Source organism: Streptomyces spiroverticillatus (genome assembly GCA_014650415.1).
Classification (GTDB): domain Bacteria; phylum Actinomycetota; class Actinomycetes; order Streptomycetales; family Streptomycetaceae; genus Streptomyces; species Streptomyces spiroverticillatus.
Window position 1 is genome coordinate 83,741 of record BMUX01000016.1, and the last position, 23,283, is coordinate 107,023.

19 protein-coding genes are annotated in these 23,283 nt (G+C 70.6%); 9 read left to right on the forward strand and 10 right to left on the reverse strand.

Annotated features, from left to right (window positions below; genetic code table 11):
• Positions 1-69: 69 nt before the first annotated feature.
• Complete coding sequence (locus IE269_RS32720) at positions 70-885, reverse strand: nucleotidyltransferase domain-containing protein (protein WP_189826998.1); 816 nt, start codon at positions 883-885, stop codon at positions 70-72.
• Positions 886-972: 87 nt separating this feature from the next.
• On the opposite strand from IE269_RS32720, the gene IE269_RS32725 reads away from it, so the two are divergent.
• Positions 973-1,845, forward strand: a complete 873-nt coding sequence (locus IE269_RS32725; protein WP_229898405.1) for a prohibitin family protein — start codon at positions 973-975, stop codon at positions 1,843-1,845.
• A gap of 126 nt (positions 1,846-1,971) precedes the next feature.
• Here the strand turns inward: IE269_RS32725 and IE269_RS32730 are convergent, their stop codons facing one another.
• Positions 1,972-2,646 carry a Crp/Fnr family transcriptional regulator gene (locus IE269_RS32730; protein ID WP_185033934.1) on the reverse strand — a complete coding sequence of 225 codons (675 nt, stop codon included), beginning with the start codon at positions 2,644-2,646 and terminating at the stop codon, positions 1,972-1,974.
• Between the two features lie 261 nt (positions 2,647-2,907).
• Between IE269_RS32730 and nth the strand changes: the two genes are divergently transcribed.
• The 4 genes from nth (at position 2,908) to IE269_RS32750 (ending at position 7,437) form a co-directional block, all read left to right on the forward strand.
• On the forward strand, positions 2,908-3,879 hold the full coding sequence (gene nth, locus IE269_RS32735; protein WP_229898406.1) for an endonuclease III: 972 nt from the start codon (positions 2,908-2,910) through the stop codon (positions 3,877-3,879).
• A gap of 90 nt (positions 3,880-3,969) precedes the next feature.
• Positions 3,970-4,749, forward strand: a complete 780-nt coding sequence (locus IE269_RS32740; RefSeq protein WP_189826875.1) for an NUDIX hydrolase — start codon at positions 3,970-3,972, stop codon at positions 4,747-4,749.
• A gap of 22 nt (positions 4,750-4,771) precedes the next feature.
• Positions 4,772-5,977, forward strand: coding sequence for a MarP family serine protease (locus IE269_RS32745; RefSeq protein WP_189826876.1), 1,206 nt, complete (start codon positions 4,772-4,774; stop codon positions 5,975-5,977).
• A 47-nt stretch (positions 5,978-6,024) separates the two neighbouring features.
• Entirely contained in the window at positions 6,025-7,437 is a 1,413-nt protein-coding gene (locus IE269_RS32750; RefSeq protein WP_189826877.1) for a 6-phospho-beta-glucosidase, read from the forward strand.
• Positions 7,438-7,473: 36 nt separating this feature from the next.
• On the opposite strand, the gene IE269_RS43425 is transcribed toward IE269_RS32750, so the two are convergent.
• From IE269_RS43425 to IE269_RS32775, 6 genes are all read right to left on the reverse strand, one after another.
• Complete coding sequence (locus tag IE269_RS43425) at positions 7,474-7,662, reverse strand: hypothetical protein (RefSeq protein ID WP_229898407.1); 189 nt, start codon at positions 7,660-7,662, stop codon at positions 7,474-7,476.
• Between the two features lie 167 nt (positions 7,663-7,829).
• Positions 7,830-8,804, reverse strand: a complete 975-nt coding sequence (locus IE269_RS32755) for an alpha/beta fold hydrolase (RefSeq protein ID WP_189826878.1) — start codon at positions 8,802-8,804, stop codon at positions 7,830-7,832.
• A complete protein-coding gene (locus IE269_RS32760) occupies positions 8,801-9,280 on the reverse strand; it encodes a phage holin family protein (RefSeq protein ID WP_189826879.1) in 480 nt (159 codons plus the stop codon). Before IE269_RS32760 ends, IE269_RS32755 begins: the two co-directional genes overlap by 4 nt.
• Positions 9,281-9,355: 75 nt before the next feature.
• Positions 9,356-10,843, reverse strand: a complete 1,488-nt coding sequence (gene nhaA, locus IE269_RS32765) for a Na+/H+ antiporter NhaA (RefSeq protein ID WP_438817650.1) — start codon at positions 10,841-10,843, stop codon at positions 9,356-9,358.
• A 185-nt stretch (positions 10,844-11,028) separates the two neighbouring features.
• On the reverse strand, positions 11,029-12,999 hold the full coding sequence (gene acs, locus IE269_RS32770; protein ID WP_189826880.1) for an acetate--CoA ligase: 1,971 nt from the start codon (positions 12,997-12,999) through the stop codon (positions 11,029-11,031).
• Positions 13,000-13,207: 208 nt separating this feature from the next.
• A complete protein-coding gene (locus IE269_RS32775; RefSeq protein ID WP_189826881.1) occupies positions 13,208-15,598 on the reverse strand; it encodes a bifunctional SulP family inorganic anion transporter/carbonic anhydrase in 2,391 nt (796 codons plus the stop codon).
• Positions 15,599-15,922: 324 nt separating this feature from the next.
• Here IE269_RS32775 and IE269_RS32780 point away from each other — a divergent pair, with 324 nt between their 5' ends.
• On the forward strand, positions 15,923-17,200 hold the full coding sequence (locus IE269_RS32780) for a polysaccharide deacetylase family protein (RefSeq protein WP_189826882.1): 1,278 nt from the start codon (positions 15,923-15,925) through the stop codon (positions 17,198-17,200).
• A gap of 194 nt (positions 17,201-17,394) precedes the next feature.
• Here the strand turns inward: IE269_RS32780 and IE269_RS32785 are convergent, their stop codons facing one another.
• Positions 17,395-18,387, reverse strand: coding sequence for an ATP-binding protein (locus tag IE269_RS32785; RefSeq protein ID WP_189826883.1), 993 nt, complete (start codon positions 18,385-18,387; stop codon positions 17,395-17,397).
• 112 nt (positions 18,388-18,499) lie between these two features.
• Here IE269_RS32785 and IE269_RS32790 point away from each other — a divergent pair, with 112 nt between their 5' ends.
• Complete coding sequence (locus tag IE269_RS32790) at positions 18,500-19,327, forward strand: Fic family protein (RefSeq protein WP_189826884.1); 828 nt, start codon at positions 18,500-18,502, stop codon at positions 19,325-19,327.
• Between the two features lie 365 nt (positions 19,328-19,692).
• Here IE269_RS32790 and IE269_RS32795 read toward each other — a convergent pair whose 3' ends face one another.
• Positions 19,693-20,541, reverse strand: coding sequence for an HAD family hydrolase (locus tag IE269_RS32795; protein ID WP_189826885.1), 849 nt, complete (start codon positions 20,539-20,541; stop codon positions 19,693-19,695).
• Between the two features lie 464 nt (positions 20,542-21,005).
• Here IE269_RS32795 and ssd point away from each other — a divergent pair, with 464 nt between their 5' ends.
• Both ssd and IE269_RS32805 read left to right on the forward strand, forming a co-directional pair.
• Positions 21,006-22,109 (forward strand): septum site-determining protein Ssd, encoded by a 1,104-nt coding sequence (ssd, locus tag IE269_RS32800; protein WP_189826886.1) that lies wholly within the window; start codon positions 21,006-21,008, stop codon positions 22,107-22,109.
• Positions 22,106-23,257, forward strand: coding sequence for a TadA family conjugal transfer-associated ATPase (locus IE269_RS32805; protein ID WP_189826887.1), 1,152 nt, complete (start codon positions 22,106-22,108; stop codon positions 23,255-23,257). The genes ssd and IE269_RS32805 overlap by 4 nt, the downstream gene beginning before the upstream one ends.
• Positions 23,258-23,283: the final 26 nt, after the last annotated feature.

Sequence of the window (23,283 nt, forward strand, 5' to 3'; positions counted from 1 at the left end):
AGTTCACAAGCTGCGAGGGCTCAAAGGCCCACCGACCTGCGTAACTCCGGTACTGCGCACTGCGGTTCCTCAGTACGGCCGAGGGGTCTTCCTGCCGTGGACTGCGATGTATTCGGTCGCCAGCCACGGGCCGAAATCCTCGGTGTACATACGGAGAACGGCCGGGTCCGCCGAAGGGTTCCCGGCCGCCTCCGCTATTTTCCGCATCGTGTCTCCCCGCTCCGGGTAATACCGGGCGAAAACCTCGGCGGATTCGGCGAGTTCGCTGGTGAAGCGGCCCCAGCGGGGCATGACGAGGGTCAGGCCGGTACGTACGAGACGACGGGAGAAATTCCGGTCGAGCCGCCGGAATTCCTCCTCCGAACGGGCCGAGGCCAGAAGTTCCCGCCAGCGCGGCAGCACGTCGATCAGGTCCCCGTTGGTCTCCCGGGCCAGCAGCCCGTCGGGCCGGTAGCGGGGCAGCCGTTCGCCGAGGTCGGGCCCGATCAGCGGTGTGCAGAGGCAGGCGACGAACCAGCCCATGTCGTACCGCTCCAGCTCGCTCGTCAGCACCGCCTCGCCGAAGAGCAGCTCGCCCACGCCGTCGATCTGCGGGAACCGTGCGTCGAGCGCCTCGCCGATCCGGCGCGCGTCCGCCCGGTCGGCCTCCGTCGGCTCGGCGTGCAGGGCCAGCAGGACGTCCAGGTCGGACCGGCCGGGGCGGGCCGTGCCGCGCGGTACGGAACCGTACAGATAGGCACTGTGCAGCCGGTCCGGGCCGAATTCCGTCGCCACGCGCGCGCGGAGTGCCGCGACGACGGGCCGGAACTCCTCCTGGACCCGGTCCAGGGAGCCTTCGCGCTCGATGTACGGGTGGCCGGGACGAGGTCCCCCGAATTCCCCCATGCTCGCCATGTGCATGCCTTACGCTCCGCCTACATCGGGCCTACAGAGGCATGATGACCGCTGTTCCTGGGGGGAACCACTGTGTTTGTGCTGTCCATCCTGCTCGTCCTCACCGCCGTGGTGCTCTATTTCGTGGGCCGCGCGCAGGGCACCCGAGGCCTGAAGGTCGGTGCGGCGGGTGCGCTGCTCGCGGGGCTGATCGCGGGGATTTCGAGCTGTCTGTACGTCATGAGCGCGTACGAGGTCGGAGTGCCGGTCACCTTCGGCAAGGTCGGCGGGCCGATGGTGTCGGGGATGCACCTGCGGTCGCCCTTCACGACCGTCACGTCCTTCTCCACCCGGCCCGTCGACCTCAACCTGTCCGACAAGGACGTCGTCGAGGTCCGCTCCTCGCAGGGCGGGGTCATGGAGGTCGAGCTGACCGTGAAGTGGGCGGTGACCCCGGACAAGGTCGTCGAGCTGTACCGCCTCGCGGGCAGCGAGGAGTCCGTGCAGACGCGTCTGGTGCAGCCGGACAGCCGGGAGATCATCCGCAACGTGTTCGCCCGGCACACGAGCGAGCAGGGCTACTCCTCGGCCCGCGAGAAGATCAACGCCGAGATCGGCGAGCTGATCAAGGAAAGGCTCGCCCCGCGCGGCATCGCGGTCGCCGCCGTCAACCTGCGCAACGTGAAGCCCTCCACGCAGCTCCAGAGCCAGATCGACCGCAAGATCCAGCAGCAGCAGGCCACCGAGCGGGCCGAGGAGGCGACCAAGACGGCCACCGCCGAGGCCAAGCGCCGCAAGATCGAGGCCGAGGGCATCGCGCAGGCCAACCGCATCCTGAACAACTCGCTCAGCGACAAGGTGCTCGCGAACCAGTGCATCGAGGCCTACAAGGAGGCCGCCCAGAAGCACCCCGTGTACGCCGTCCCCTGCGGCTCCGGCAGCAAGACACCGGTGATCGTGGGCAAGGACTGAGCACCGTCGGGAGCCCGCACCGCCGAAAACGGGGCACTGTCGCTCGCGAAAACGGGGCACCGTAACGCCGGAACGGGCGGCACCCTCGGTGAGGGTGCCGCCCGTTCCGTACAAACAGCTACAGCGTCAGCGCGAGCGCTTCGCCAGCCGCTCCACGTCCAGCAGGATCACGGCCCGCGCCTCCAGGCGCAGCCAGCCGCGGCCCGCGAAGTCCGCGAGCGCCTTGTTGACCGTCTCGCGGGAGGCGCCGACCAGCTGGGCCAGCTCTTCCTGCGTCAGGTCGTGCACCACGTGGATGCCCTCCTCGGACTGCACGCCGAAGCGGCGCGACAGGTCCAGGAGCGCACGGGCCACACGGCCGGGCACGTCGGAGAAGACCAGGTCGGACATCTGGTCGTTGGTCTTGCGCAGCCGGCGGGCCACCGCGCGCAGCAGCGCGGTCGCGACCTCCGGGCGTACGTTCAGCCAGGGCTGGAGGTCGCCGTGGCCGAGGCCCAGCAGCTTGACCTCGGTCAGCGCCGTCGAGGTGGCGGTGCGCGGGCCCGGGTCGAACAGCGACAGTTCGCCGATCAGCTCACCGGGGCCGAGGACGGCCAGCATGTTCTCCCGGCCGTCGGGGGAGGTGCGGTGCAGCTTCACCTTGCCCTCGGTCACCACATAGAGGCGGTCACCGGGGTCGCCCTCGTGGAACAGGGCGTCACCGCGTGCGAGGGTCACCTCGCTCATGGAGGCGCGCAGCTCCGCGGCCTGCTCGTCATCGAGCGCCGCGAAGAGCGGGGCGCGCCGCAGAACGTCGTCCACGTGTTCTCTCCTTGTCGACCTGCTCAGGGGAACCTGGGTCCCCATGATGCCGGACGGTAAAACAGTGCGATCAATCACTTCAATCACCAAGGATGACTTACAACCGGGCCAGGTCGCGCTTCAGGGGGCTGATTGGGTACGCATTGGGCTGCGGCCCGGGCGGATGTCAGTGGCTGCGCCTAGGCTGGACGGGTGTCCAACAAGCCGGTGAGAGCGCAGGTCAAGGGGGCCGGGCAGGTGGCAGCAAGTCGTAATTCCGCTGTGGGCGAACAGGCTGCGGCGAGGCCTCGGAAGGCCGCCGAATCGGTCGGCGCGACGCCGTCCGGACCGGCCGCGGCGAAGAAAGCGCCGGTCAAGAAGGCGGCCGCCGCCAAGGCTCCGGCCAAGAAGGCGGCCGCCGCCCCAGCTCCGGCCACCAGGCCCCCCGCCAAGAAGCCCAAGCCCAAACCCGAGTCCCACCTCGCCATGGTCCGCCGCGCCCGCAAGATCAACCGCGAGCTGGCCGAGGTCTACCCGTACGCCCACCCCGAGCTGGACTTCGAGAACCCCTTCCAGCTCCTGGTCGCCACGGTCCTCTCCGCCCAGACCACCGACCTGCGCGTCAACCAGACCACCCCCGCCCTCTTCGACGCCTACCCGACGCCCGAGGACATGGCCGCGGCGGTCCCCGAGGAGCTGGAGGAGATCATCCGGCCGACGGGCTTCTTCCGCGCCAAGGCGAGGTCCCTGCTGGGCCTCTCCACGGCCCTGCGGGACAACTTCGGCGGCGAGGTGCCCGGCCGCATCGAGGACCTGGTCACCCTGCCGGGAGTGGGCCGCAAGACCGCCAACGTCGTCCTCGGCAACTACTTCGGCGTCCCCGGAATCACCGTCGACACCCACTTCGGACGCCTGGTGCGACGCTGGAAGTGGACCGACGAGGAGGACCCGGTGAAGGTCGAGGCGGTGGTCGCCGAGATCTTCCCGAAGAGCGAGTGGACGATGCTCTCGCACCGGGTCGTCTTCCACGGCCGCCGGATCTGCCACTCCCGCAAGCCCGCCTGCGGCGCCTGCCCGATCGCCCCGCTGTGCCCGTCGTACGGAGAGGGCGAGACGGACCCGGAGAAGGCCGAGAAGCTCCTGAAGTACGAGAAGGGCGGCTACCCGGGACAGCGGCTGAAGCCCCCGCAGTCCTACCTGGACGCGGGCGGCAAGTCGGCGCCGCCGATGGGAGCGGCCCCGGCCGGAAAGTGACCTTCGCCGGTCCCCGGATTGAGGGAACGACGGCTGAATGCGGAACGATCGTGACGGGGGCGGACGTTGGGAGAGCACGGGGGTGTGGCGATGACACGGACGGATGCGGCGGGAGCCGCGAGTGAGACGTACGGCAAGGCGTACGCAAAGGGCCCAGCGGCCGGCAAGGCGTACGCGAACGGCTCGACGGAGGCCACCGGCCAGCCCGTCGTCGTCAGCGACCACGGACTGCCCGGCTGGCTCGATCCGGTCGCCGAGGTGGCCCGCAGCGTCCGCCCCGAGCAGCTGAGCGCGTTCCTGCCGCCCAAGAGCGGCGACGGGCGCCAGTCGGCCGTCCTGGTCCTCTTCGGCGAGGGTCCGCAGGGGCCCGAGCTGCTGCTGATGGAGCGGGCCGGCAGCCTGCGCTCGCACGCCGGGCAGATCTCCTTCCCCGGCGGCGCCCTCGACCCCGAGGACGGCGACCCGGAGACCACGGGCCCGCTGCGGGCCGCCCTCCGGGAGGCCGAGGAGGAGACCGGGCTCGATCCCTCGGGCGTCCAGGTCTTCGGGGTGCTGCCGCGCCTGTACATCCCCGTCAGCGGCTTCGTGGTGACCCCGGTGCTGGGCTGGTGGCGCGAGCCGAGCCCGTTCGGCGCCGTCGACCAGGGCGAGACCGCGCACGTCTTCACGGTCCCGGTGGCGCAGCTCACGGACCCGGCGACCCGGGCCACCAGCGTGCACCCGCGCGGCCACCGCGGCCCGGCCTTCTTGCTGGAGCACGGGCTGCTGTGGGGTTTCACGGCCGGAGTGGTGGACAAGGTCCTGCACTACGCGGGCTGGGAGCGGCCCTGGGACCGTTCCCGCGAGGTCCCGCTCGACTGGCACGCATGACGGACATGACAGGGTGGCGGGCGTGAACGTCCTGGACATTGTGTTGCTGGTCGCTGCCGTGTGGTTCGCGATCATCGGGTACCGCCAGGGATTCGTCGTCGGCGTGCTGTCGGTGATCGGGTTCCTCGGCGGCGGTCTTGTCGCGGTCTATCTGCTGCCGGTCATCTGGGGGTGGTTCGACGAGGGCTCCTCCCTCGGCGACTCCACCACCGGAATCCTGGTGGCGGTCGTGATCGTGATCGTCTGCGCCTCCGTGGGGCAGGCCTTCACCACCCACCTGGGCAACAAACTCCGCAGACACATCACCTGGTCGCCCGCCCGCGCCCTGGACGCGACCGGCGGTGCGCTGGTCAACGTCGTGGCGATGCTGCTGGTGGCCTGGCTGATCGGCTCCGCCCTCGCGGGCTCCTCGCTGCCCACCCTCGGCAAGGAGGTGCGCGGCTCCAAGGTGCTCCTCGGGGTGGACCGGGTGGTGCCCGGCCAGGCCGCGAGCTGGTTCGACGACTTCAGTTCCGTCCTCGCGCAGAATGGTTTCCCGCAGGTCTTCAGCCCGTTCTCGAACGAGCCGATCACCGAGGTCCTGCCCCCCGACCCGAAGCTCGCGGGCAGCCCGGTGGCGGCCCGCGCCAAGCAGTCCATCGTGAAGGTCGTCGGTACGGCGCCGAGCTGCGGCAAGGTCCTGGAGGGCACCGGCTTCGTGTTCTCCGAACGCCGCGTCATGACGAACGCGCACGTGGTGGGCGGCGTCAGCGAGCCGACCGTACAGATCGGCGGCGAGGGCAAGCTGTACGACGCGAAGGTCGTCCTCTACGACTGGCAGCGCGACATCGCCGTCCTGGACGTTCCCGAGCTGCAGGCCAAGCCGCTGGAGTTCATCGGCAAGGACGCCCGCAGCGGCGACGGCGCGATCGTCGCCGGCTTCCCCGAGAACGGCTCGTACGACGTCCGCTCGGCCCGCGTCCGCGGCCGGATCAACGCCAAGGGCCCCGACATCTACCACCGCGACACGGTCCGCCGCGACGTCTACTCGCTGTACGCGACGGTCCGCCAGGGCAATTCCGGCGGCCCGCTGCTGACCCCCGAGGGCAAGGTGTACGGCGTCGTCTTCGCCAAGTCCCTGGACGACCCGGAGACCGGTTACGCGCTGACCGCCGACGAGATCAAGGACGACATCCGCCAGGGCCGCACGGCCAACCAGCAGGTGGACAGCCAGGGCTGCGCGCTCTGACCGGCCGCCGCCCCAGCCCGAGACGTACGACCCGAAAGGCCACGAGCATGCGTCTGACGATCCTGGGCGGTGGCGGCTTCCGCGTCCCGCTGGTGTACGGAGCGCTGCTGCGCGACCGTGCCGAGGGCCGCGTCACCCACCTCACCCTGTACGACCTGGACCCGGCCCGGCTGGCCGCCATCGCCCGGGTGCTGCGGGACCAGGCGGCCCGCGCCCGCGCCGAGGGCGTCCTTGACGCCCCCGAGGTCACCGTCACCACCGACCTCGACGAGGCGCTGCGCGGCGCCGACTTCGTCTTCTCCGCGATCCGGGTCGGCGGGCTCGAAGGCCGGGCCGCCGACGAGCGGATCGCGCTGGCCGAGGGGGTGCTGGGCCAGGAGACCGTCGGCGCGGGCGGCATCGCGTACGGACTGCGGACGATCCCCGTGGCCGTCGACATCGCCCGCCGGGTGGCCCGCCTGGCGCCCGACGCCTGGGTCATCAACTTCACCAACCCGGCCGGCCTGGTCACCGAGGCCATGGCCCGCCACCTGGGCGAGCGCGTCATCGGCATCTGCGACTCCCCGGTGGGCCTCGCCCGCCGCGTCGCGCGCACCCTCGGCGTCGCCGACCCCGCCTCGGCGCGCATCGACTACGTCGGCCTCAACCACCTGGGCTGGCTGCGCGGACTGTACGTCGACGACCGCGACGTACTGCCCGGTCTCTTCGCCGACGACACGACGCTGACCTCCTTCGAGGAGGGCCGCCTCTTCGGCGCGGACTGGCTGCGCTCCCTGGGCTCCGTCCCCAACGAGTACCTGCACTACTACTACTTCAACCGCGAGGCGGTCACCGCCTACCAGCAGGCGAAGCAGACCCGCGGCGCCTTCCTCCGCGACCAGCAGGCGCGCTTCTACGAGGCCCTGGCGACCGGGGCGGACCAGGCGACCGGGGCGGACCAGGAAAGGCCCGGAGCCGCCTGGGACGCCTGGGACCGCACGAGGGCCGAGCGCGAGGCCGCGTACATGGCGGAGAACCGGGAGGCGGCGGGCGCGGGCGAGCGCGCCGAGGACGACCTGGAGTCCGGTGGGTACGAGTACGTGGCGCTGGCCCTGATGCGGGCCGTCGCGCGCGACGAGAGCACCACGCTGATCCTCAACGTCCGCAACGCCCGCCCCGGCGGCGGCCGCGTGCTCGACGTACTCGACGAGACAGCCGTGGTCGAGGTCCCGTGCCTGGTCGACGCGACCGGGGCCCACCCTCTGGCGGTCTCGCAGCTCACCGGGCACGAGGCGGGCCTGGTGGCCGCCGTGAAGGCCGTGGAGAGGTGCGTGCTGGCCGCGGGGGAGAGCGGATCGCGCCGGGAGGCGGTGAAGGCGTTCGCCCTGCACCCGCTCGTCGACTCGGTCCAGGTGGCGCGCAGGCTGCTGGAGGGCTACCGGGGCGCTCACCCGGGACTCGGCTATCTCCGGAAGGACTGACGCGAAAGCGCCGGACCGACCGAGGACTCCGAGGTGTCAGCTCCGCTGATGCCTCAGCCGCGCCGACATCCACCGGGCGCGGCGCCGCAGGATACGGGGAATGCCGATCGCCGTGCCGGGGTGTTGATGGCCCTCATTGTGGGGGCGTCCCCTCTCGTAGGCGATCGGCGTCGTTGCCGAGCGGCGGTTGCGTGCTGCGTCACCGTAGTCGTGCGTCCAGCCCATACCTCGACGTCTGCCCGGGCCCCAAGGTCGATAATCGCCTGACGGTCCGCCAATTGGCCTATGCGGGAGGCAATTGGCAGTTCGTAGGACAAGTGTTCCCCTGTGGTCCCCGGCAGTCCCCCGTGGTCCCCGGCAGTCCGCGGCAGCCCCCGCAGGGGGTCCCGGTTCTACCGGTCGGGCTCGGGGTCCTTCAGCCAGTTGACCAGCTCGGCCGAGAAGGCGCCAGGGTCCTCCTCGTGGGGGAAGTGCCCGAGCCCTTCGAGCAGCCGCCACTGGTAGGGCGCATCGACGTAACTGCCGGAGCCCGCGGCACTGCGGGTGCGCATCACCGGGTCCAGCGAGCCGTGCAGGTGCAGCGTCGGCACCCGTACGGGGGTCTTCATCCGCCGGTTGAACTGGAGGCCGTCGGGGCGCGCCATCGACCGCACCATCCACCGGTACGGCTCGATCGAGCAGTGCGCCGTCGAGGGGATCTGGATCGCCCGCCGGTAGGTGTCGACCGTCTTGTCGTCGGGCTGCCGGGGTCCCGACCAGTCCCTGATCAGGCGGCCCGTCAGCGCCGCGTCGTCCGCGACGAGCTGACGCTCCGGCACCCACGGCCGCTGGAATCCCCATACGTACGATCCGGCCTTCGACTGCGCGAAGTCCGACAGCATCGCCGAGCGCCACCGTCTGGGGTGCGGCATGGAGGAGACCACCAGCCGGCGCACCAGCTTGGGGCGCATCGCCGCCGCCGTCCACGCCAGGTACCCGCCCAGATCGTGCCCGACGAGCGCGGCGTCCGGCTCGCCCAGGGACCGTACGACGCCGGTGATGTCGAGCGCGAGGTTCGCCGGGTCGTAGCCCCGGGGCGTACGGTCGCTGCCGCCGACCCCGCGCAGGTCCATCGCCACCGCCCGGTACCCGGCTTCGGCGAGCGCCGTCAGCTGGTGCCGCCAGGTCCACCAGAACTGCGGGAAGCCGTGCAGCAGCAGGACCAGCGGCCCTTCCCCCAGCTCCGCGATGTGGAAGCGCGCACCGTTGGCCGCCACGTCCCGGTGCGTCCACGGGCCGTCGATGTGTACGACGGACTGGGCGGAGGCCGGTGCTGCGGCGGGCGGGGCGGGCGTACCCGAGGAGCCGTTGGTATCAAGGGCTGTCATACGGACGAGCGTGCCACAACGGACGTGTTGTCCTGCACCTGACGGGGGTGCGGCTTCGCGTTTCCGAGAACGGCAGCGGTCTCCTTGGCGGAGGCGGCGACCTTCTGCGGGCCCTTGCCCTTCTTGGCCTTCTTGGCGAAGAGCAGGCCGATCAGCCCGAGCAGGGCCGCGAGCACGACGTTCGCCGCGAAGGAGAGCACGAAGCAGACCGAGAGGTGCCAGCCGCTCCAGGCGTGGATGCCGTACGCCAGCGCGAAGCTCAGCATCGGCAGGGAGAAGACCAGCACCATGCCCGCCAGGCTGAACAGCCCGCCGCTGGTGGCCCCGCGCCGCACGTCCTGCTTGAGCTGGATCTTCGCCAGCGCGATCTCGTCGTGCACGAGCGCCGACATCTCGGTGGTCGCCGTGGCGACCAACTGGCCGAGGCTGCGCTCGGCGCTCTCGACGCCGTGGACGTTGCGCGCGGGGTCGCTCATCGCTTACTCCCTCTTTTGTTCAAGCTCTGCGAGTTTTCGACAATTGTCGGAACACTCGTCGGATCTGAAGTCAGATCATGCCGGACCGCCGCTGTCGTCGCGCGCCGCCCCCGGCACTTCTCCGTCGTTCCCGGCGCCGGTGTGCACGGTGCCGTTGTTGCCGCTACCCGCGCACTGCGCGGCCAGCCGTCGGTGTTCGGCTGCCTTCGCGTCGTGGATGTCGGCCATCCGCAGGTGGTAGTCCGGCTTGCCGACCTCGTAGATGTCCGGGATCCCGTCCATGTCCTCGTCGCGCTCTTCCTCGTCGTACAGCGCACGGTACTTACGGACGCGCAGTTTCAGCAGTACGCCGGAGAGGATTGCCGCGATCAGCGAGCCGATGAGCACCGCCGCCTTGACCTCGTCGGCCAGTTCCAGGTCGTCGGTGAAGGCGAGTTCGCCGATCAGAAGGGAGACGGTGAAGCCGATTCCGGCCAGCGAGGCGATGGCGAAGACGTCCGGCCAGACCAGGTCCTCGTTGAGTTCCGCCTTGGTGAAGCGGGCCGCCAGCCAGGTGCCGCCGAAGATGCCGAGCGCCTTGCCGACCACCAGACCCAGCACCACACCGAGCGTCTCCGGCTTGGTGAAGACGTCCGCGAGCGCGCCGCCCGACACCGAGACGCCCGCCGAGAACAGGGCGAACAGCGGCACCGCGAGCCCCGCCGACAACGGCCGCACCAGGTGCTCGATGTGCTCGCCCGGCGAGTGCTCCTCGCCCTCGCGCCGGGTGCAGCGCAGCATCAGACCCATGGCGACACCGGCGATGGTGGCGTGGACGCCGCTGTTGTACATCAGGCCCCAGATCACCAGGGCGAGCGGTACGTAGACGTACCAGCCGCGGACGCCTGCGCGCAGCAGCAGCCAGAAGACGGCCAGTCCGACGACGGCCCCGCCGAGGGCCGCGAAGTTGATGTCGCTGGTGAAGAAGACCGCGATGATCAGGATCGCGAAGAGGTCGTCGACGACGGCCAGGGTCAGCAGGAAGGCCCGCAGCGCGGACGGCAGCGAGGTGCCGATGACCGCGAGGACCGCGAGCGCGAACGCGATGTCGGTCGCGGTCGGCACCGCCCAGCCGCCGGTGTCCCCGTCGCCGATGACATTGACGAGTACGTAGACGAGGGCCGGCACCGCCATGCCGCACAGGGCGGCGATCACCGGGAGCGCGGCGGCCTTCGGGTCGCGCAGTTCGCCCGCGACGAGTTCACGCTTGAGCTCGATGCCGGCGACGAAGAAGAAGATGGCGAGCAGCCCGTCGGCCGCCCAGTGCTGCACGGACAGGTCCAGCCCGAGGAAGCCGGGCCCGAAGTGCAGGCCGCGGAACGCCTCGTAACCGGAACCGAAGGTGTTCGCCCAGATCAGCGCCGCGACGGCGGCTATGAGGAGCAGGACTCCGCCGACCGTTTCGGTGCGGAGCGCCTCGGCGACGTAACGCCGCTCGGGGAGCGGGAGCCGTCCGAGGAACTTGCTCTTGGTGGGGGGAGTGGGCGCGGCCACGGGTGAATACCTCCGGTCGGTGGGCAGCATGAAGCACATTGCCGACCAGACTTCCCGGCGCACCTGTTGAGTTTTGACGCGTTCCTGACGCGATCGACAACTCTACCGGTGGTGCGCAAGGGCGTATCCGGCGAATTTCACCTTACGAGCGAAACGGGCACCCGGCGCGGGGAGCGCAGGGTGCCCGTGGGCCGTTCAGGGGAGGGGCGCGGGGATCAGCCCTCGCTGCTCTCCGAGCTCGGCAGCTTCGTCTGGATGAGGCCCATCACGGAGGCGTCGGTGAGCGTCGAGACGTCGCCCAGCTCCCGGCCCTCGGCGATGTCGCGCAGCAGACGGCGCATGATCTTGCCGGAGCGGGTCTTCGGCAGCTCCACCACCGGCAGGATGCGCTTCGGCTTGGCGATCGGGCCGAGGGTGGCGCCGACGTGGTTGCGCAGGTCCGCGACGAGCGAGTCCGTCTCGGACGCGGTGCCGCGCAGGATCACGAACGCCACGATCGCCTGACCGGTCGTCTCGTCCGCAGCGCCGACCACGGCCGCCTCGGCGACCGACGGGTGCGAGACGAGCGCGGACTCGACCTCGGTGGTGGAGATGTTGTGGCCGGAGACCAGCATCACGTCGTCGACCCGGCCCAGCAGCCAGATGTCGCCGTCGTCGTCCTTCTTCGCGCCGTCACCGGCGAAGTACCTGCCCTCGAAGCGGGACCAGTAGGTGTCGATGAACCGCTGGTCGTCGCCCCAGATCGTACGGAGCATGGAGGGCCACGGCTCGGTCAGCACCAGGTAGCCGCCCCCGCCGTTGGGGACCTCGTTGGCCTCGTCGTCGACGACGGTCGCCGAGATGCCCGGCAGCGCGCGCTGGGCGGAGCCCGGCTTGGTCTCGGTGACGCCCGGCAGCGGGGCGATCATCATCGCGCCGGTCTCGGTCTGCCACCAGGTGTCGACAATCGGGCAGGTGTCGCCGCCGATGTGCTTGCGGTACCAGATCCACGCCTCGGGGTTGATCGGCTCGCCGACCGACCCGAGCACCCGCAGCGAGGACAGGTCGAACTTCGCGGGGATGTCGTCGCCCCACTTCATGAACGTACGGATCGCGGTCGGCGCGGTGTAGAGGATCGTCACGCCGTACTTCTGCACGATCTCCCAGAAGCGCCCCTGGTGCGGGGTGTCGGGGGTGCCCTCGTACATGACCTGCGTCGCGCCGTTCGCCAGCGGCCCGTACACGATGTACGAGTGGCCGGTCACCCAGCCGATGTCGGCGGTGCACCAGTAGACGTCGGTCTCGGGCTTCAGGTCGAAGACCGCGTGGTGGGTGTAGGCCGCCTGGGTGAGGTAGCCGCCGGAGGTGTGCAGGATGCCCTTGGGCTTACCCGTGGTGCCCGAGGTGTAGAGGATGAACAGCGGGTGCTCGGCCTCGAACGCCTGCGGGGTGTGCTCGGTGGACTGGCGGCCGACGATCTCGTGCCACCACACGTCGCGGGACTCGTCCCACGCCGTCTCCTGCTTCGTGCGCTGTACGACCAGGACGTGCTCGACCTGCGGGCACTTGGCGACGGCCTCGTCGATCGCGGGCTTCAGCGCGGAGGGCTTGCCGCGCCGGTAGCCGCCGTCGGAGGTGATGACGAGCTTGGCGTCGGCGTCCTGGATGCGGGAGGCGACGGCGTCGGCGGAGAAGCCGCCGAAGACCACCGAGTGCGCTGCGCCGACGCGGGCGCAGGCCAGCATCGCGATGGCGGCCTCGGGAATCATCGGGAGGTAGACGGCGACCCGGTCGCCCTTGCCGACGCCCAGCTCGGCGAGCGCGTTCGCGGCGCGCGACACCTCGTCCTTCAGCTCGGCGTAGGTGATGGCGCGGCTGTCGCCGGGCTCGCCCTCGAAGTGGATGGCGACGCGGTCGCCGTTGCCGGCCTCGACGTGGCGGTCCACGCAGTTGTACGCGACATTCAGCTCGCCGTCCGCGAACCACTTCGCGAAGGGCGGGTTCGACCAGTCGAGCGTCTCGGTGGGCTCGGTGGCCCAGGTGAGCCGGCGTGCCTGCTCGGCCCAGAAACCGAGTCGGTCGGTCTTGGCCTGCTCGTACGCCTCCGCAGTGACGTTGGCGTTCGCGGCCAGCTCTGCGGGAGGAGCGAAACGACGCTCTTCCTTCAAAAGATTGGCCAGGCTTTCGTTGCTCACGACATCTCCCATTCCCAGGGCGTCCGATGTGTCCCGGGGCCTAGCTCATCAGTCATGGGCCCAGGTGACAAGAGCCATCCGGGAATTGGTTTAGACCTGTGAGCTGGTGCGACACCGGGACGGCCCCCTCCGCGGGCATGCGGAGGGGGCCGTACGGTCACACGGACGCGAACCCGGAAAGGTTCACGCTGCACCTGTCAGGCGCCGAGGTGGTGCGGGGTCAGGCGCTCAGGTCTTCCAGTTCGGTGTGTGCCGAGGGCGCGACCCGGTCGAAGACCTCGATGGTCTCGCCGACCCGTGCCCCGTCGACCAGCAGATATGCCTGGGCCTCGCCCACGTGGAAGTACATCCCGTGCAGCTCCAGCGTCCCTTCGGCGAGGCGGCGCTTCACCGATTCGTGGCTGCGCAGATGCTCCAACTGCTGCACCACATTGGTCAGGCACAGCTGCTCCACCACATCGGTGGGCAGCCGCCCGGAGATCCGCGCCCAGGAGTGGTGGCGGCTCTTCATCCGCTTCAGGCTCGGCGCGCCGTGCCGCAGCCAGCGGCGCAGCGGGGTGTTCGCGCCGCCCTCGGCGGGTCCGTTGAGCAGGGCCTGCATCGCCCCGCAGCCGGAGTGACCGCAGACGGTGATCGACTCGACCTTCAGCACGTCCACCGCGTACTCGATGGCGGCGGCCACCGAGTCGTCCCCGCTCTCCGAGCCGGGCGGCGGCACCAGATTGCCCACGTTGCGCACGGTGAAGAGGTCGCCCGGGCCGCTGGACGTGATCATGCTCGTGACCAGCCGGGAGTCGGCGCAGGTCAGGAAGAGCTGCGAGGGGCTCTGGCCCTCGCGGGCGAGCCGGGCCAGTTCGTCGCGGACCAGCGGCGCGGTGTTGCGCTGGAACGCGCTGAGTCCGCTGGCCAGTTGACGTGTACCGGTCGGGCGCGACACCGCCTGGGGGGTGTGGTCGGCGGCGGCGTGCTCGTCGCAGTGGTGGTTGCGCCAGGGCGTCCAGGGACGGCAGCAGGTGTGCGCGGCGCTGGTCACGGGTCCGGCGAGGCGGATGCCCGAACGGCCGGTGACCTCGACCTTTCCGCCCTGCGCGACATGGGCGTCCTGCCAGGTCTGCAGGGTCTCGTACGCCGCGTGGTCCATGAAGGAGCCGTCCAGCTCCACCACCGTGTGCGCCCCTTCGGGCACCTGGCCCAGTGTCCGGCTCAGCCGGGGGACGGCCAGGAAGGTCAACTGCCCGCGTGCCCGTACGTGGTGGACACCGTCCGGTGTGGTCTCGGTGACGATGCGGGTCTTGGCCAGCCGGTGCAGGGCGACCGCGACCGCGACGGCGATCCCGAGGGCCACGCCCTGGAGGACGCCGAGCACGACGACACCGGCGACCGTGGTGACGTACACCAGGAATTCGCGGTGCTTATGGACGTTGCGGATGTGCGCGAAACTCACCATCTGGATGCCGACCATCATCACCAGGGCGGCCAGTGCCGCCAACGGAATCCACTCCAGTACGCCGACGAGCAGCACGGAGGCGAGCAGCACCCACACTCCGTGCAGCACGGTGGCCGCCCGACTGACCGCACCGGTGCGGACGTTGGCCGTGCTGCGGACGGCGCCTCCGGAGAGCGGCAGGCCGCCGAGCAGTCCGGAGATCATGTTCGAAATGCCCTGGCCGCGCAGCTCGCGGTCCAGGTCGGAGCGTGGTGCGGGCGCTCCGGGCCGATCGGCGGCCAGCTTGTCCACGGCGACCGCGGACAGCAGCGACTCCAGGCTCGCCACCAGCGTCACCGTCAGCACCGCCGCGATCAGCCCCAGCACCGGGCCCTCGGGCATCTCCGGCAGGGCGTGACTGCTCCAGGACGGCAGGTCGACACGGGTGATCGAGGGCGCGGCCACGGCGGCGACCGCGGTGGCGATCGCGACGGAGGCCAGTGCGGCGGGGGTCTTGCGCAGGATTCTTCCCGTACGTCCCGGCAGGCGCGGCCAGAGGACGAAGACGGCGATGGTGAGCGCGCCGATCAGCGGCGCGGCCGGCCCGAGGTGCGTCAACTGCGCGGGCAGGGCGAGGGCGTTGGCCGTGGCGGAGCTCTCCGGGGAGCCGCCGAGCACGATGTGCAGTTGGGCGAGCGCGATGGCGACGCCGATGCCGGCGAGGGTGCCGTGCACGATGGCCGGGCTGACGGCGAGGGCGCTGCGGGCGGCCCGCAGCGAGCCGAGCAGGATCTGCACGAATCCGGCGCAGATGACGATCCCGCAGGTGGTGCGCCAGCCGTACTGCTGGATGAGGCCTGCGGTCACGACGGTCAGTCCGGCGGAGGGGCCGCTGACCAGGAGGGGCGAGCCGCCGAGGAGTCCGGCGACGATGCCGCCGACGGCGGCGCCGATCAGGCCCGCGGCGAGCGGCGCGTCGATGGCGACGGCCAGGCCGAGCGACATGGGCACGGCGATCAGGAACACGGTGATCGAGGCGGCGAAGTCACCACCGGCGATCTTGAATCGGGCCCGGTGGGGCTTCTCGCCGTGGTCGCCGGACGGCGGGCTGTGCGGGCGGTTGAACCGTGAGGCTCGGGTGGTGCGAGAGGTGTGTTCGGGGCGAGTGGGTACGCAAGCAGACATTGCTTTTGTCTCCTCCGGGGCAGCGCGGTCGCGGAACTGAGGTGTCGCGGCCGTGGGTCACGGCGTGCAGCGGGGGACTCGTAAAACTCTCGGTAAACGAATCGTAATTCAGAGTAAAGATCCGCGGGTTGGTTTGCGGGCAAATGGGCTAATCGTTCATCCGAATCAGTGAATAAGCATTTCGGGCGGCTTGTCGCATCTAGCGGTGTGTGGGTGCATGCGAGGTTTGCCGCGCCGTTTCGGCCGACGCGGAATCAGACCGGCAGAGCCAGGAATGCCCGGAAAGTCAAGAAAGCCAAGAAAGTCAAGAAAGAGGGTGGGCGGATGATGGCCGCCACGAAGAGAGCTGCCTTCGGCGTCACTGCCGCCGCACTGACCCTGACCGCCCTCGCCGGGTGCTCCGGCCAGGAGGCCCCGGAGCGGGAGGGGGCGCACGGTGCGAAGAAGGCGCCCGCGGCCGCTCCCAAGAGCCCGGTCCGGCTGATCGGCGACGGCTCGACGGCGTACACCGGGGCCCAGCCGCTCCAGCCCGTGCCGAAGAAGCTGGCGCCCGGCGAGAAGCCGCCGCAGTTCGTGGTCTTCTCCTGGGACGGCGCGGGCGAGGACAGCCAGCGGCTGTTCTCCCACTTCCGCAAGGTCGGGCAGCAGTACAACGCGACCATGACCTACTTCCTCAGCGGCGTCTACCTCCTGCCCGAGGACAAGAAGGACCTCTACACCGCGCCCAGGCACTCCTCCGGCCGCTCCGACATCGGCTTCAACGACGTCAAGGGAATCAAGGACACCGTGGAGCAGATCCGCGGCGCCTGGTTCGAGGGCAACGAGATCGGCACCCATTTCAACGGCCACTTCTGCGGCAATGACGGCGGAGTCGGCACCTGGTCGAAGGAGGAATGGAAGAGCGAGATCGCCCAGGCCAAGTCCTTCGTCAAGAACTGGAAGTCCAACGCGGCCCTCAAAAACCTCAAGCCGCTGCCCTTCGACTACGAGAAGGAACTGATCGGCGCGCGCACCCCCTGCCTGGAGGGCCGCAAGAACTTCATGCGGGCCGCCTCCGAAATGGGCTTCCGCTACGACACCAGCGGCGTCAACGACCAGATCTGGCCCGAGAAGCAGGGCAAGCTCTGGGACCTGTCGATGCAGCTGGTGCCGGTGCCGGGGCGGGCCTTCCAGACCCTCTCCATGGACTACAACTTCTACATGAACCAGTCGGGCGCGACCCGCGGCGACGAGGACAAGCACGAGTACTGGGGCAACCAGATGCGCGACGGCCTGGTGCAGGCCTTCGAGCGCTCGTACCAGGGCAACCGCGCCCCGCTGATCATCGGCAACCACTTCGAGTCCTGGAACGGCGGCACCTACATGCGCGCCATCGAGGACACCATCAAGACGGTCTGCACCCAGAAGGACGTGAAGTGCGTGTCCTTCCGCCAGCTCGCGGACTGGCTGGACGCCCAGGACCCGCAGGTCCTGGCCAAACTCCGCACCCTGAAGGTCGGCCAGGCCCCGAAGACGGACTGGGCGACCTTCCTGAACCCGGCGGCCCCCGCCCAGCCCGCTGCGGCGCACGCTCCGGGAACTACGCCGGCTGAGCGGCACTGACCGCCAGGCGCTCGTCGAGGACGAAGGCCGGGTCGACCTGGGCAGCCAGGGCAGATCCGCCGTCTGCGCCCCTCGCGCCGTTCGGCGCCTGGGGCGCCTCTCGGGCTTCGGGGCGCTGCGCCGGACTCCGTCCGTCGGGTTCGCCGTCGGCAGGGGCGCAGACGGGCGGGCCCGATCACCGGTTGCTGCGGCGGTTACGCCGGCTGAGCGGCACTGACCGCCAGGCGCTCATCGAGGACGAAGGCCGGGTCGACCTGGGCAGCCAGGTCGGCGCCGGTCTTCGCGTTTCCCCAGCTCTCGGCGTTCTTCAAGTGGAAGTGGACCATCTGGCGGGTGTAGCGCTCCCAGTCGCGGTGCGCGTAGCTGTCCTCGGCGGCGTCCTGGAGGGTCTGGAGGGCGAGGCGGTTGTCGGCCTCCAGGAGTTCGAAGCGGGAGGGGCGGCCCTTCTCCATGGCGCGCACCCAGTTCGAGTGGCCCATGGTGACGAGGAGGTCGTCGCCGACCTCGTCGCGCAGGAAGTCCAGGTCGTCCTGGCCCTGCACCTTGTTGCCGACGACCTTCAGCGCGATGCCGAAGTCCCGTGCGTACTCCTTGTACTGGCGGTAGACGGAGACGCCCTTGCGGGTCGGCTCGGCCACCAGGAAGGTCATGTCGAAGCGGGTGAACATGCCGGAGGCGAAGGAGTCGGAGCCCGCCGTCATGTCGACGACGACGTACTCGTCCGGGCCGTCGAGCAGGTGGTTCAGGCACATCTCGACCGCGCCGACCTTGGAGTGGTAGCAGGCCACCCCGAGGTCCGACTCGGTGAACGGGCCCGTCGCCATCAGCCGGACCTCCCCGTCGTCGAGGGCCACCGGGCGCGCGCACGCGTCGTACACCGGGTTGTCCTCGCGGACCCGCAGCAGGCGGGAGCCCTCGCCGGGCGGGGTCGTCTTGATCATCGTCTCGGCGGAGGCGATGCGGGGGTTGGTGCCGCGCAGGTAGTCCTTGATGAGGGGCAGGTGCGAGCCCATCGCGGGCATCGCGGCCGACTCGTCGTCCGAGAGGCCGAGCGCCGCGCCCAGGTGCTGGTTGATGTCGGCGTCGACGGCGACGACCGGGGCTTCGTTGGCCACGAGGTGGCGGATGAACAGCGAGGACAGCGTGGTCTTGCCACTGCCGCCCTTCCCGACGAAAGCGATCTTCATGTTCACCAAGGGTAGGCGCACGGATGCGGTGCGTGTGCAACCGAAGTGAAGAAGACCACTCCAAGGTGGGGCAGGAGGGGGCGCGGCGGAACGGTGCGTACGCTCCTTACTTATGAGTACGAACGCTGATCCGCTCGCGGCGCTGGGCGCCCTGCCCGGCGTGCCCGAGGCCGTCGACTCCGTGCGCAAGGCCGTCGACCGGGTGTACGGGCACCGCGTCATGCGGCGCAGGAGCAACGCGATCACCGGCGAGGCGGCACTGCGCGGCTCGCGCGGCTCGGCGGCCCTGTCGGGTGCGGACTGGGCGCTGGAGGAAGTGCGTCGGCGCACCGACTTCAGCGGGGACGACGAGGCCCGGGTGGTCGGCGGGGCGCTGCGGCTCACCGCCGAGGCGGGTCAACTCCTGTCCATCTGGCGGCAGTCGCCACTGCGGGTGCTGGCGCGGCTGCACCTGGTGGCGGCCGGTGGCGCGGGCGTCCAGGACGAGCTGGTGGGCCGGCCGAGGCTGGCCGGTGAGCCGGTCGACGAGCCGCTGATCGAGCTGCCGCTGCCGGGCGCGACCGAGGTCGCGGGGCGGTTGGAGGGGCTTTCGGAGCTGATCATCGCGGGTGGGGCGGCGGCTCCGGCGCTGGTCACGTCGGCGATCGTGCACGGCGAGCTGCTGGCACTGCGGCCCTTCGGCTCGCACAACGGTCTCGTCGCGCGCGCCGCCGAGCGCATCGTGCTGATCAACAGCGGCCTCGACCCGAAGTCGGTCTGCCCGGCCGAGGTCGGCCACGCGGAACTGGGGCGGGCGGAGTACGTCGCGGCCCTGGAGGGTTACGTGTCCGGCACCCCGGAGGGCGTCGCGGCGTGGATCACGCACTGCGGGCGGGCGGCGGAACTCGGTGCGCGCGAGTCGATGGCGGTCTGCGAGGCGCTCCAGCGCGGCGCGGCCTGAGCTGACTGCCCTGCTCGGGAAGGCACCCGGAGAACAAAGATGCGGCGGTACCGGAATCGGTACCGCCGCTGGCATGTCCGTCGAGTTACCAAGCGCCTCGGATTTTTGCCCATCAGGTCGGGATCTTCGCCCGTGGCCTGGTGCGGCTGGCCCGTAATCGACGGGTCGACGTCGCGTGGGTGCTCGGCTTCCATGCTCGGTCCGTGGGGCCGTGATGCGTAGCAGGTGATCCTCTCGGATGTCCTTGGTCTCGCGGGCCGTTGAATCCTTTGTACTCCCGTTCCCGGGGAAGCGGAACCCCTGGGCACGCTTCTTTACTTTTACTCTCAAATACGGGCAAAACATCCGCCGTGGAGCGGTGCGGGTCAGCCCGTGACGGCCGCCCGGCGGCGGCTGGCGTACCAGACGAGACCGGCGGTGGCCGCCGCCGCTCCCACCGCTGCCGCCGCCATCAGTGCGGGACGCGGCGGCATCGAGAGAGTGGGCAGCCGCTGCTTGAGGCGGACGGGGCGGCTGAAGACGAGAATCGGCCATTCCCGGGCGGTCGCCTCGCGGCGCAGCGCGCGGTCCGGGTTGACCGCGTGCGGGTGGCCCACGGACTCCAGCATCGGTACGTCGGTCGCCGAGTCGCTGTAGGCGTAGCAGCGCGCCAGGTCGTACCCCTCGGAGGCGGCGAGCTCCTTGACGGCCTCCGCCTTGGTCGGGCCGTACGCGTAGTACTCCACCTCCCCGGTGAAGCAGCCGTCGTCGCCGACGACCATCCGGGTGGCCACCACCCGGTCGGCGCCCAGCAGTTCACCGATCGGCTCGACCACCTCCGCGCCGGACGTCGAGACGATCACCACGTCGCGGCCGGCCGCGTGGTGCTCCTCGATGAGGGAGGCGGCCTCGTCGTAGATGATCGGGTCGATCAGGTCGTGCAGGGTCTCGGCGACGATCTCCCGCACCTGCTGGACGTTCCAGCCTTTGCAGAGGGCGGAGAGGTATTCGCGCATCCCCTCCATCTGATCGTGGTCCGCGCCGCCCGCCAGGAAGACGAACTGTGCGTAGGCCGTTCGTAGAACGGCACGGCGGTTGATCAGTCCGCCTTGGTAGAAGGACTTGCTGAAGGTCAGCGTGCTCGACTTCGCAATGACGGTCTTGTCCAGATCGAAGAAGGCAGCGGTGCGGGGCAGCGAGTGGTTTTCCACGAGCCGAGCATAGAACCCCGCCATTCGGCGTACGCTGGGGCGCGTGGGTTTGCCTGAGAAGGCTCTCGGGTACACCATGGAAGTCACGGATCGTTCGCGACCGTGCTACCCCGGTTCGGCTCCTCCCCCCCCCGAGTCGAACCGTGGCAGACGACCCCCGCTCTCCCCCCCGGCGGGGGTCGTCGCATGTCCGGATGCTTTTTCCGGGCCCCCGGCGGCCTCTGGTCCCTGTGCATCGCATGACTCCTCCGCTGGTCCTCGCGTGTCGACGACGCCCTCATGACCTCTCAACTCGTGACTGTGCGTAGTCGTTCCGTTCCCCTTGGAAGTCACTGGTATGGGTGAGTGGAATATTCACAACCGATGAGTTGTCCACAGTTTTCGAGCAAGATCCACATGATTTCCCGGATCGCTGCACGGTGATTCCCCACCGCGAACTTCGCGGATGTCGGAATCGCTTGAGATCGCAGTGAGAGGGGGCGGAGATCGTGGCTGGACCGATCACACCCGACCGCTTGTCGGCCGCCGAAGCGGGGCGGGGCGGACCGCTGATCGTCACCGAGGATGTGGAACTCCTCGACGATCTGCTGAGATTGTGCGCCGCGGCCGGCGCGGAACCGGAAGTCCATCACGGATTGCCCCCGCGGCAAGGGAGTTGGGAAGCCGCCCCGATCGTGCTCGTCGGCGACGACGCGGTTTCCCGGGTGCGCGGCGCGGTGCGCAGACGCGGCGTCATGCTCGTCGGGCACGACCAGGACGACCCGGACGTCTGGCGGCGGGCGGTCGAGATCGGCGCGGACTACGTGCTGCGGCTGCCCGACGCCGAGAACTGGCTCGTGAACCAGCTCGCCGACGCGGCGGAGGGCGTCGGCGGGCAGGCGCTCACCGTCGGGGTGATGGGCGGGCGCGGCGGAGCCGGAGCTTCAACCCTGGCGTGCGCCCTGGCCGTCACGGCGGCGCGCACCGGCCGCCGCACCGTGCTCGTCGACGGCGACCCGCTCGGCGGAGGCCTCGACGTCCTGCTCGGCGGCGAGAGCGCGCAAGGCATGCGGTGGCCGGATTTCGCCGCCTCCCGGGGCCGGGTGGCGAGTGCCGCGCTGGAGGAGTCGCTGCCCCGGCTGCACGACCTGCGGGTGCTCAGCTGGGACCGCAGCGACACCGTGACGATCCCGCCCGAGGCGATGCGGGCGGTGCTGGCCGCGGCGCGCCGCTCCGGCGGAGTGGTCGTCGTGGACCTGCCGCGCCGGGTGGACGAGAGCGTCGCCGAGGCGCTGGCACAGCTGGATGTGGGGCTGCTCGTGGTGCCCGGTGAACTGCGGGCGGTCGCCGCCGCACGCCGGGTCGCCGCCTGCGCCTCGATAGTCCTGGGCGACCTGCGGACCGTGGTGCGAGGGCCCTATACGACGGGGCTCGACGAGGAGTGGGTGGCGAAGGCGCTCGACCTGCCCCTGGTGGGCGAACTGCCCGCCGAACCGGGGCTGTGGGACGCGCTCGCGGACGGGGAGCCGCCGGGCGGCAGTCCGCGCGGGCCGCTGTCCAGGTTCTGCACGGCCTTCTGGGAGCGGGCGCTGGTCGGGGGTGGTGCGGGATGAGCGCGACCGTACTGCTGAACGCCGTGCGCCAGCGGCTCGCGGAGTCCGGGGCGGAGCCGACGCCCGCCAGGGTGGCCGCCGCGCTGCGGGCCCAGGGGAGGCTGCTGGGGGATGCGGAAGTGCTGGGCGCGGCAGCCGAGTTGAGAAACGAGTTGGTGGGCGCGGGGCCCTTGGAGCCGCTGCTCGCCGACCCCTCGGTGAGCGATGTTCTGGTGTCGGCGCCGGACCGGGTGTGGGTGGACCGTGGCGCCGGGCTGGAGTCGGCCGATGTGGTCTTCGCGGACGAGGCGGCGGTGCGCAGGCTCGCCCAACGCCTCGCGGCCGTCGCCGGACGCAGGCTGGACGACGCCAGGCCCTGGGTGGACGCCCGGCTGCCGGACGGGACGCGGATGCACGCCGTGCTGCCGCCGGTCGCCGTCGGCGGGACCTGTCTGTCGCTGCGGGTGGTGCGGCCGAAGGCGTTCCGGCCGGAGGAGCTGGTGGCGGCGGGGACCGTGCCGCCCGGCGGCGACGTGCTGCTGCGGGCGCTGGTCGAGGCCCGGCTGTCGTACCTGATCAGCGGGGGTACGGGCGCGGGCAAGACGACGCTGCTGTCGGCCCTGCTCGGACTGGTCGGCAGGCAGGAGCGGATCGTGCTCGCCGAGGACTCGGCCGAGCTGCGGCCGGACCACCCGCACGTGGTGCGGCTGGAGTCCCGGCCGCCGAACCAGGAAGGGGCCGGCCGGGTCACCCTCCAGGACCTGGTGCGCCAGGCGCTGCGGATGCGGCCCGACCGGCTGGTGGTCGGGGAGGTGCGCGGGGCCGAGGTGACGGACCTGCTGGCCGCCCTGAACACCGGCCACGAGGGTGGCGCGGGCACGCTTCACGCCAATGCGGCGGCCCATGTTCCGGCCCGGCTGGAGGCGTTGGGGACGGCTGCCGGGCTCGACCGGGCCGCGCTGCACAGCCAGGTGGCGGCCGCGCTGTCGGTGGTGCTGCATCTCGTACGGGACCGGGACGGGCGGCGCAGGCTCGCCGAGATGCACGTCCTGGAGCGGGATGCGGCGGGCCTGGTGGTGACGGTGCCCGCGCTGCGGTGGGGGCCGGAGGGGTTCGTACGGGAGCGGGGCTGGCCCAGGCTGCGCGAGCTGATCGGGGGTGCGTGGTGAACCCGTGGGGACCGGCCGCGTATGCG

Bases quoted from the DNA above. Each gene is read 5' to 3' on its own strand.
- IE269_RS32750 (WP_189826877.1), top strand. From the start codon at position 6,025: ATGCGTCTGACGATCCTGGGCGGTGGCGGCTTCCGCGTCCCGCTGGTG.
- IE269_RS32790 (WP_189826884.1), top strand. From the start codon at position 18,500: ATGAGTACGAACGCTGATCCGCTCGCGGCGCTGGGCGCCCTGCCCGGC.
- IE269_RS32775 (WP_189826881.1), bottom strand. From the start codon at position 15,598: ATGTCTGCTTGCGTACCCACTCGCCCCGAACACACCTCTCGCACCACC.
- IE269_RS32760 (WP_189826879.1), bottom strand. From the start codon at position 9,280: ATGAGCGACCCCGCGCGCAACGTCCACGGCGTCGAGAGCGCCGAGCGC.
- IE269_RS32755 (WP_189826878.1), bottom strand. From the start codon at position 8,804: ATGACAGCCCTTGATACCAACGGCTCCTCGGGTACGCCCGCCCCGCCC.
- acs (WP_189826880.1), bottom strand. From the start codon at position 12,999: ATGGGAGATGTCGTGAGCAACGAAAGCCTGGCCAATCTTTTGAAGGAA.
- IE269_RS32720 (WP_189826998.1), bottom strand. From the start codon at position 885: ATGGGGGAATTCGGGGGACCTCGTCCCGGCCACCCGTACATCGAGCGC.
- nhaA (WP_438817650.1), bottom strand. From the start codon at position 10,843: ATGCTGCCCACCGACCGGAGGTATTCACCCGTGGCCGCGCCCACTCCC.
- IE269_RS32740 (WP_189826875.1), top strand. From the start codon at position 3,970: ATGACACGGACGGATGCGGCGGGAGCCGCGAGTGAGACGTACGGCAAG.
- IE269_RS43425 (WP_229898407.1), bottom strand. From the start codon at position 7,662: ATGGGCTGGACGCACGACTACGGTGACGCAGCACGCAACCGCCGCTCG.
- IE269_RS32785 (WP_189826883.1), bottom strand. From the start codon at position 18,387: ATGAAGATCGCTTTCGTCGGGAAGGGCGGCAGTGGCAAGACCACGCTG.
- IE269_RS32795 (WP_189826885.1), bottom strand. From the start codon at position 20,541: ATGGCGGGGTTCTATGCTCGGCTCGTGGAAAACCACTCGCTGCCCCGC.
- IE269_RS32780 (WP_189826882.1), top strand. From the start codon at position 15,923: ATGATGGCCGCCACGAAGAGAGCTGCCTTCGGCGTCACTGCCGCCGCA.
- IE269_RS32805 (WP_189826887.1), top strand. From the start codon at position 22,106: ATGAGCGCGACCGTACTGCTGAACGCCGTGCGCCAGCGGCTCGCGGAG.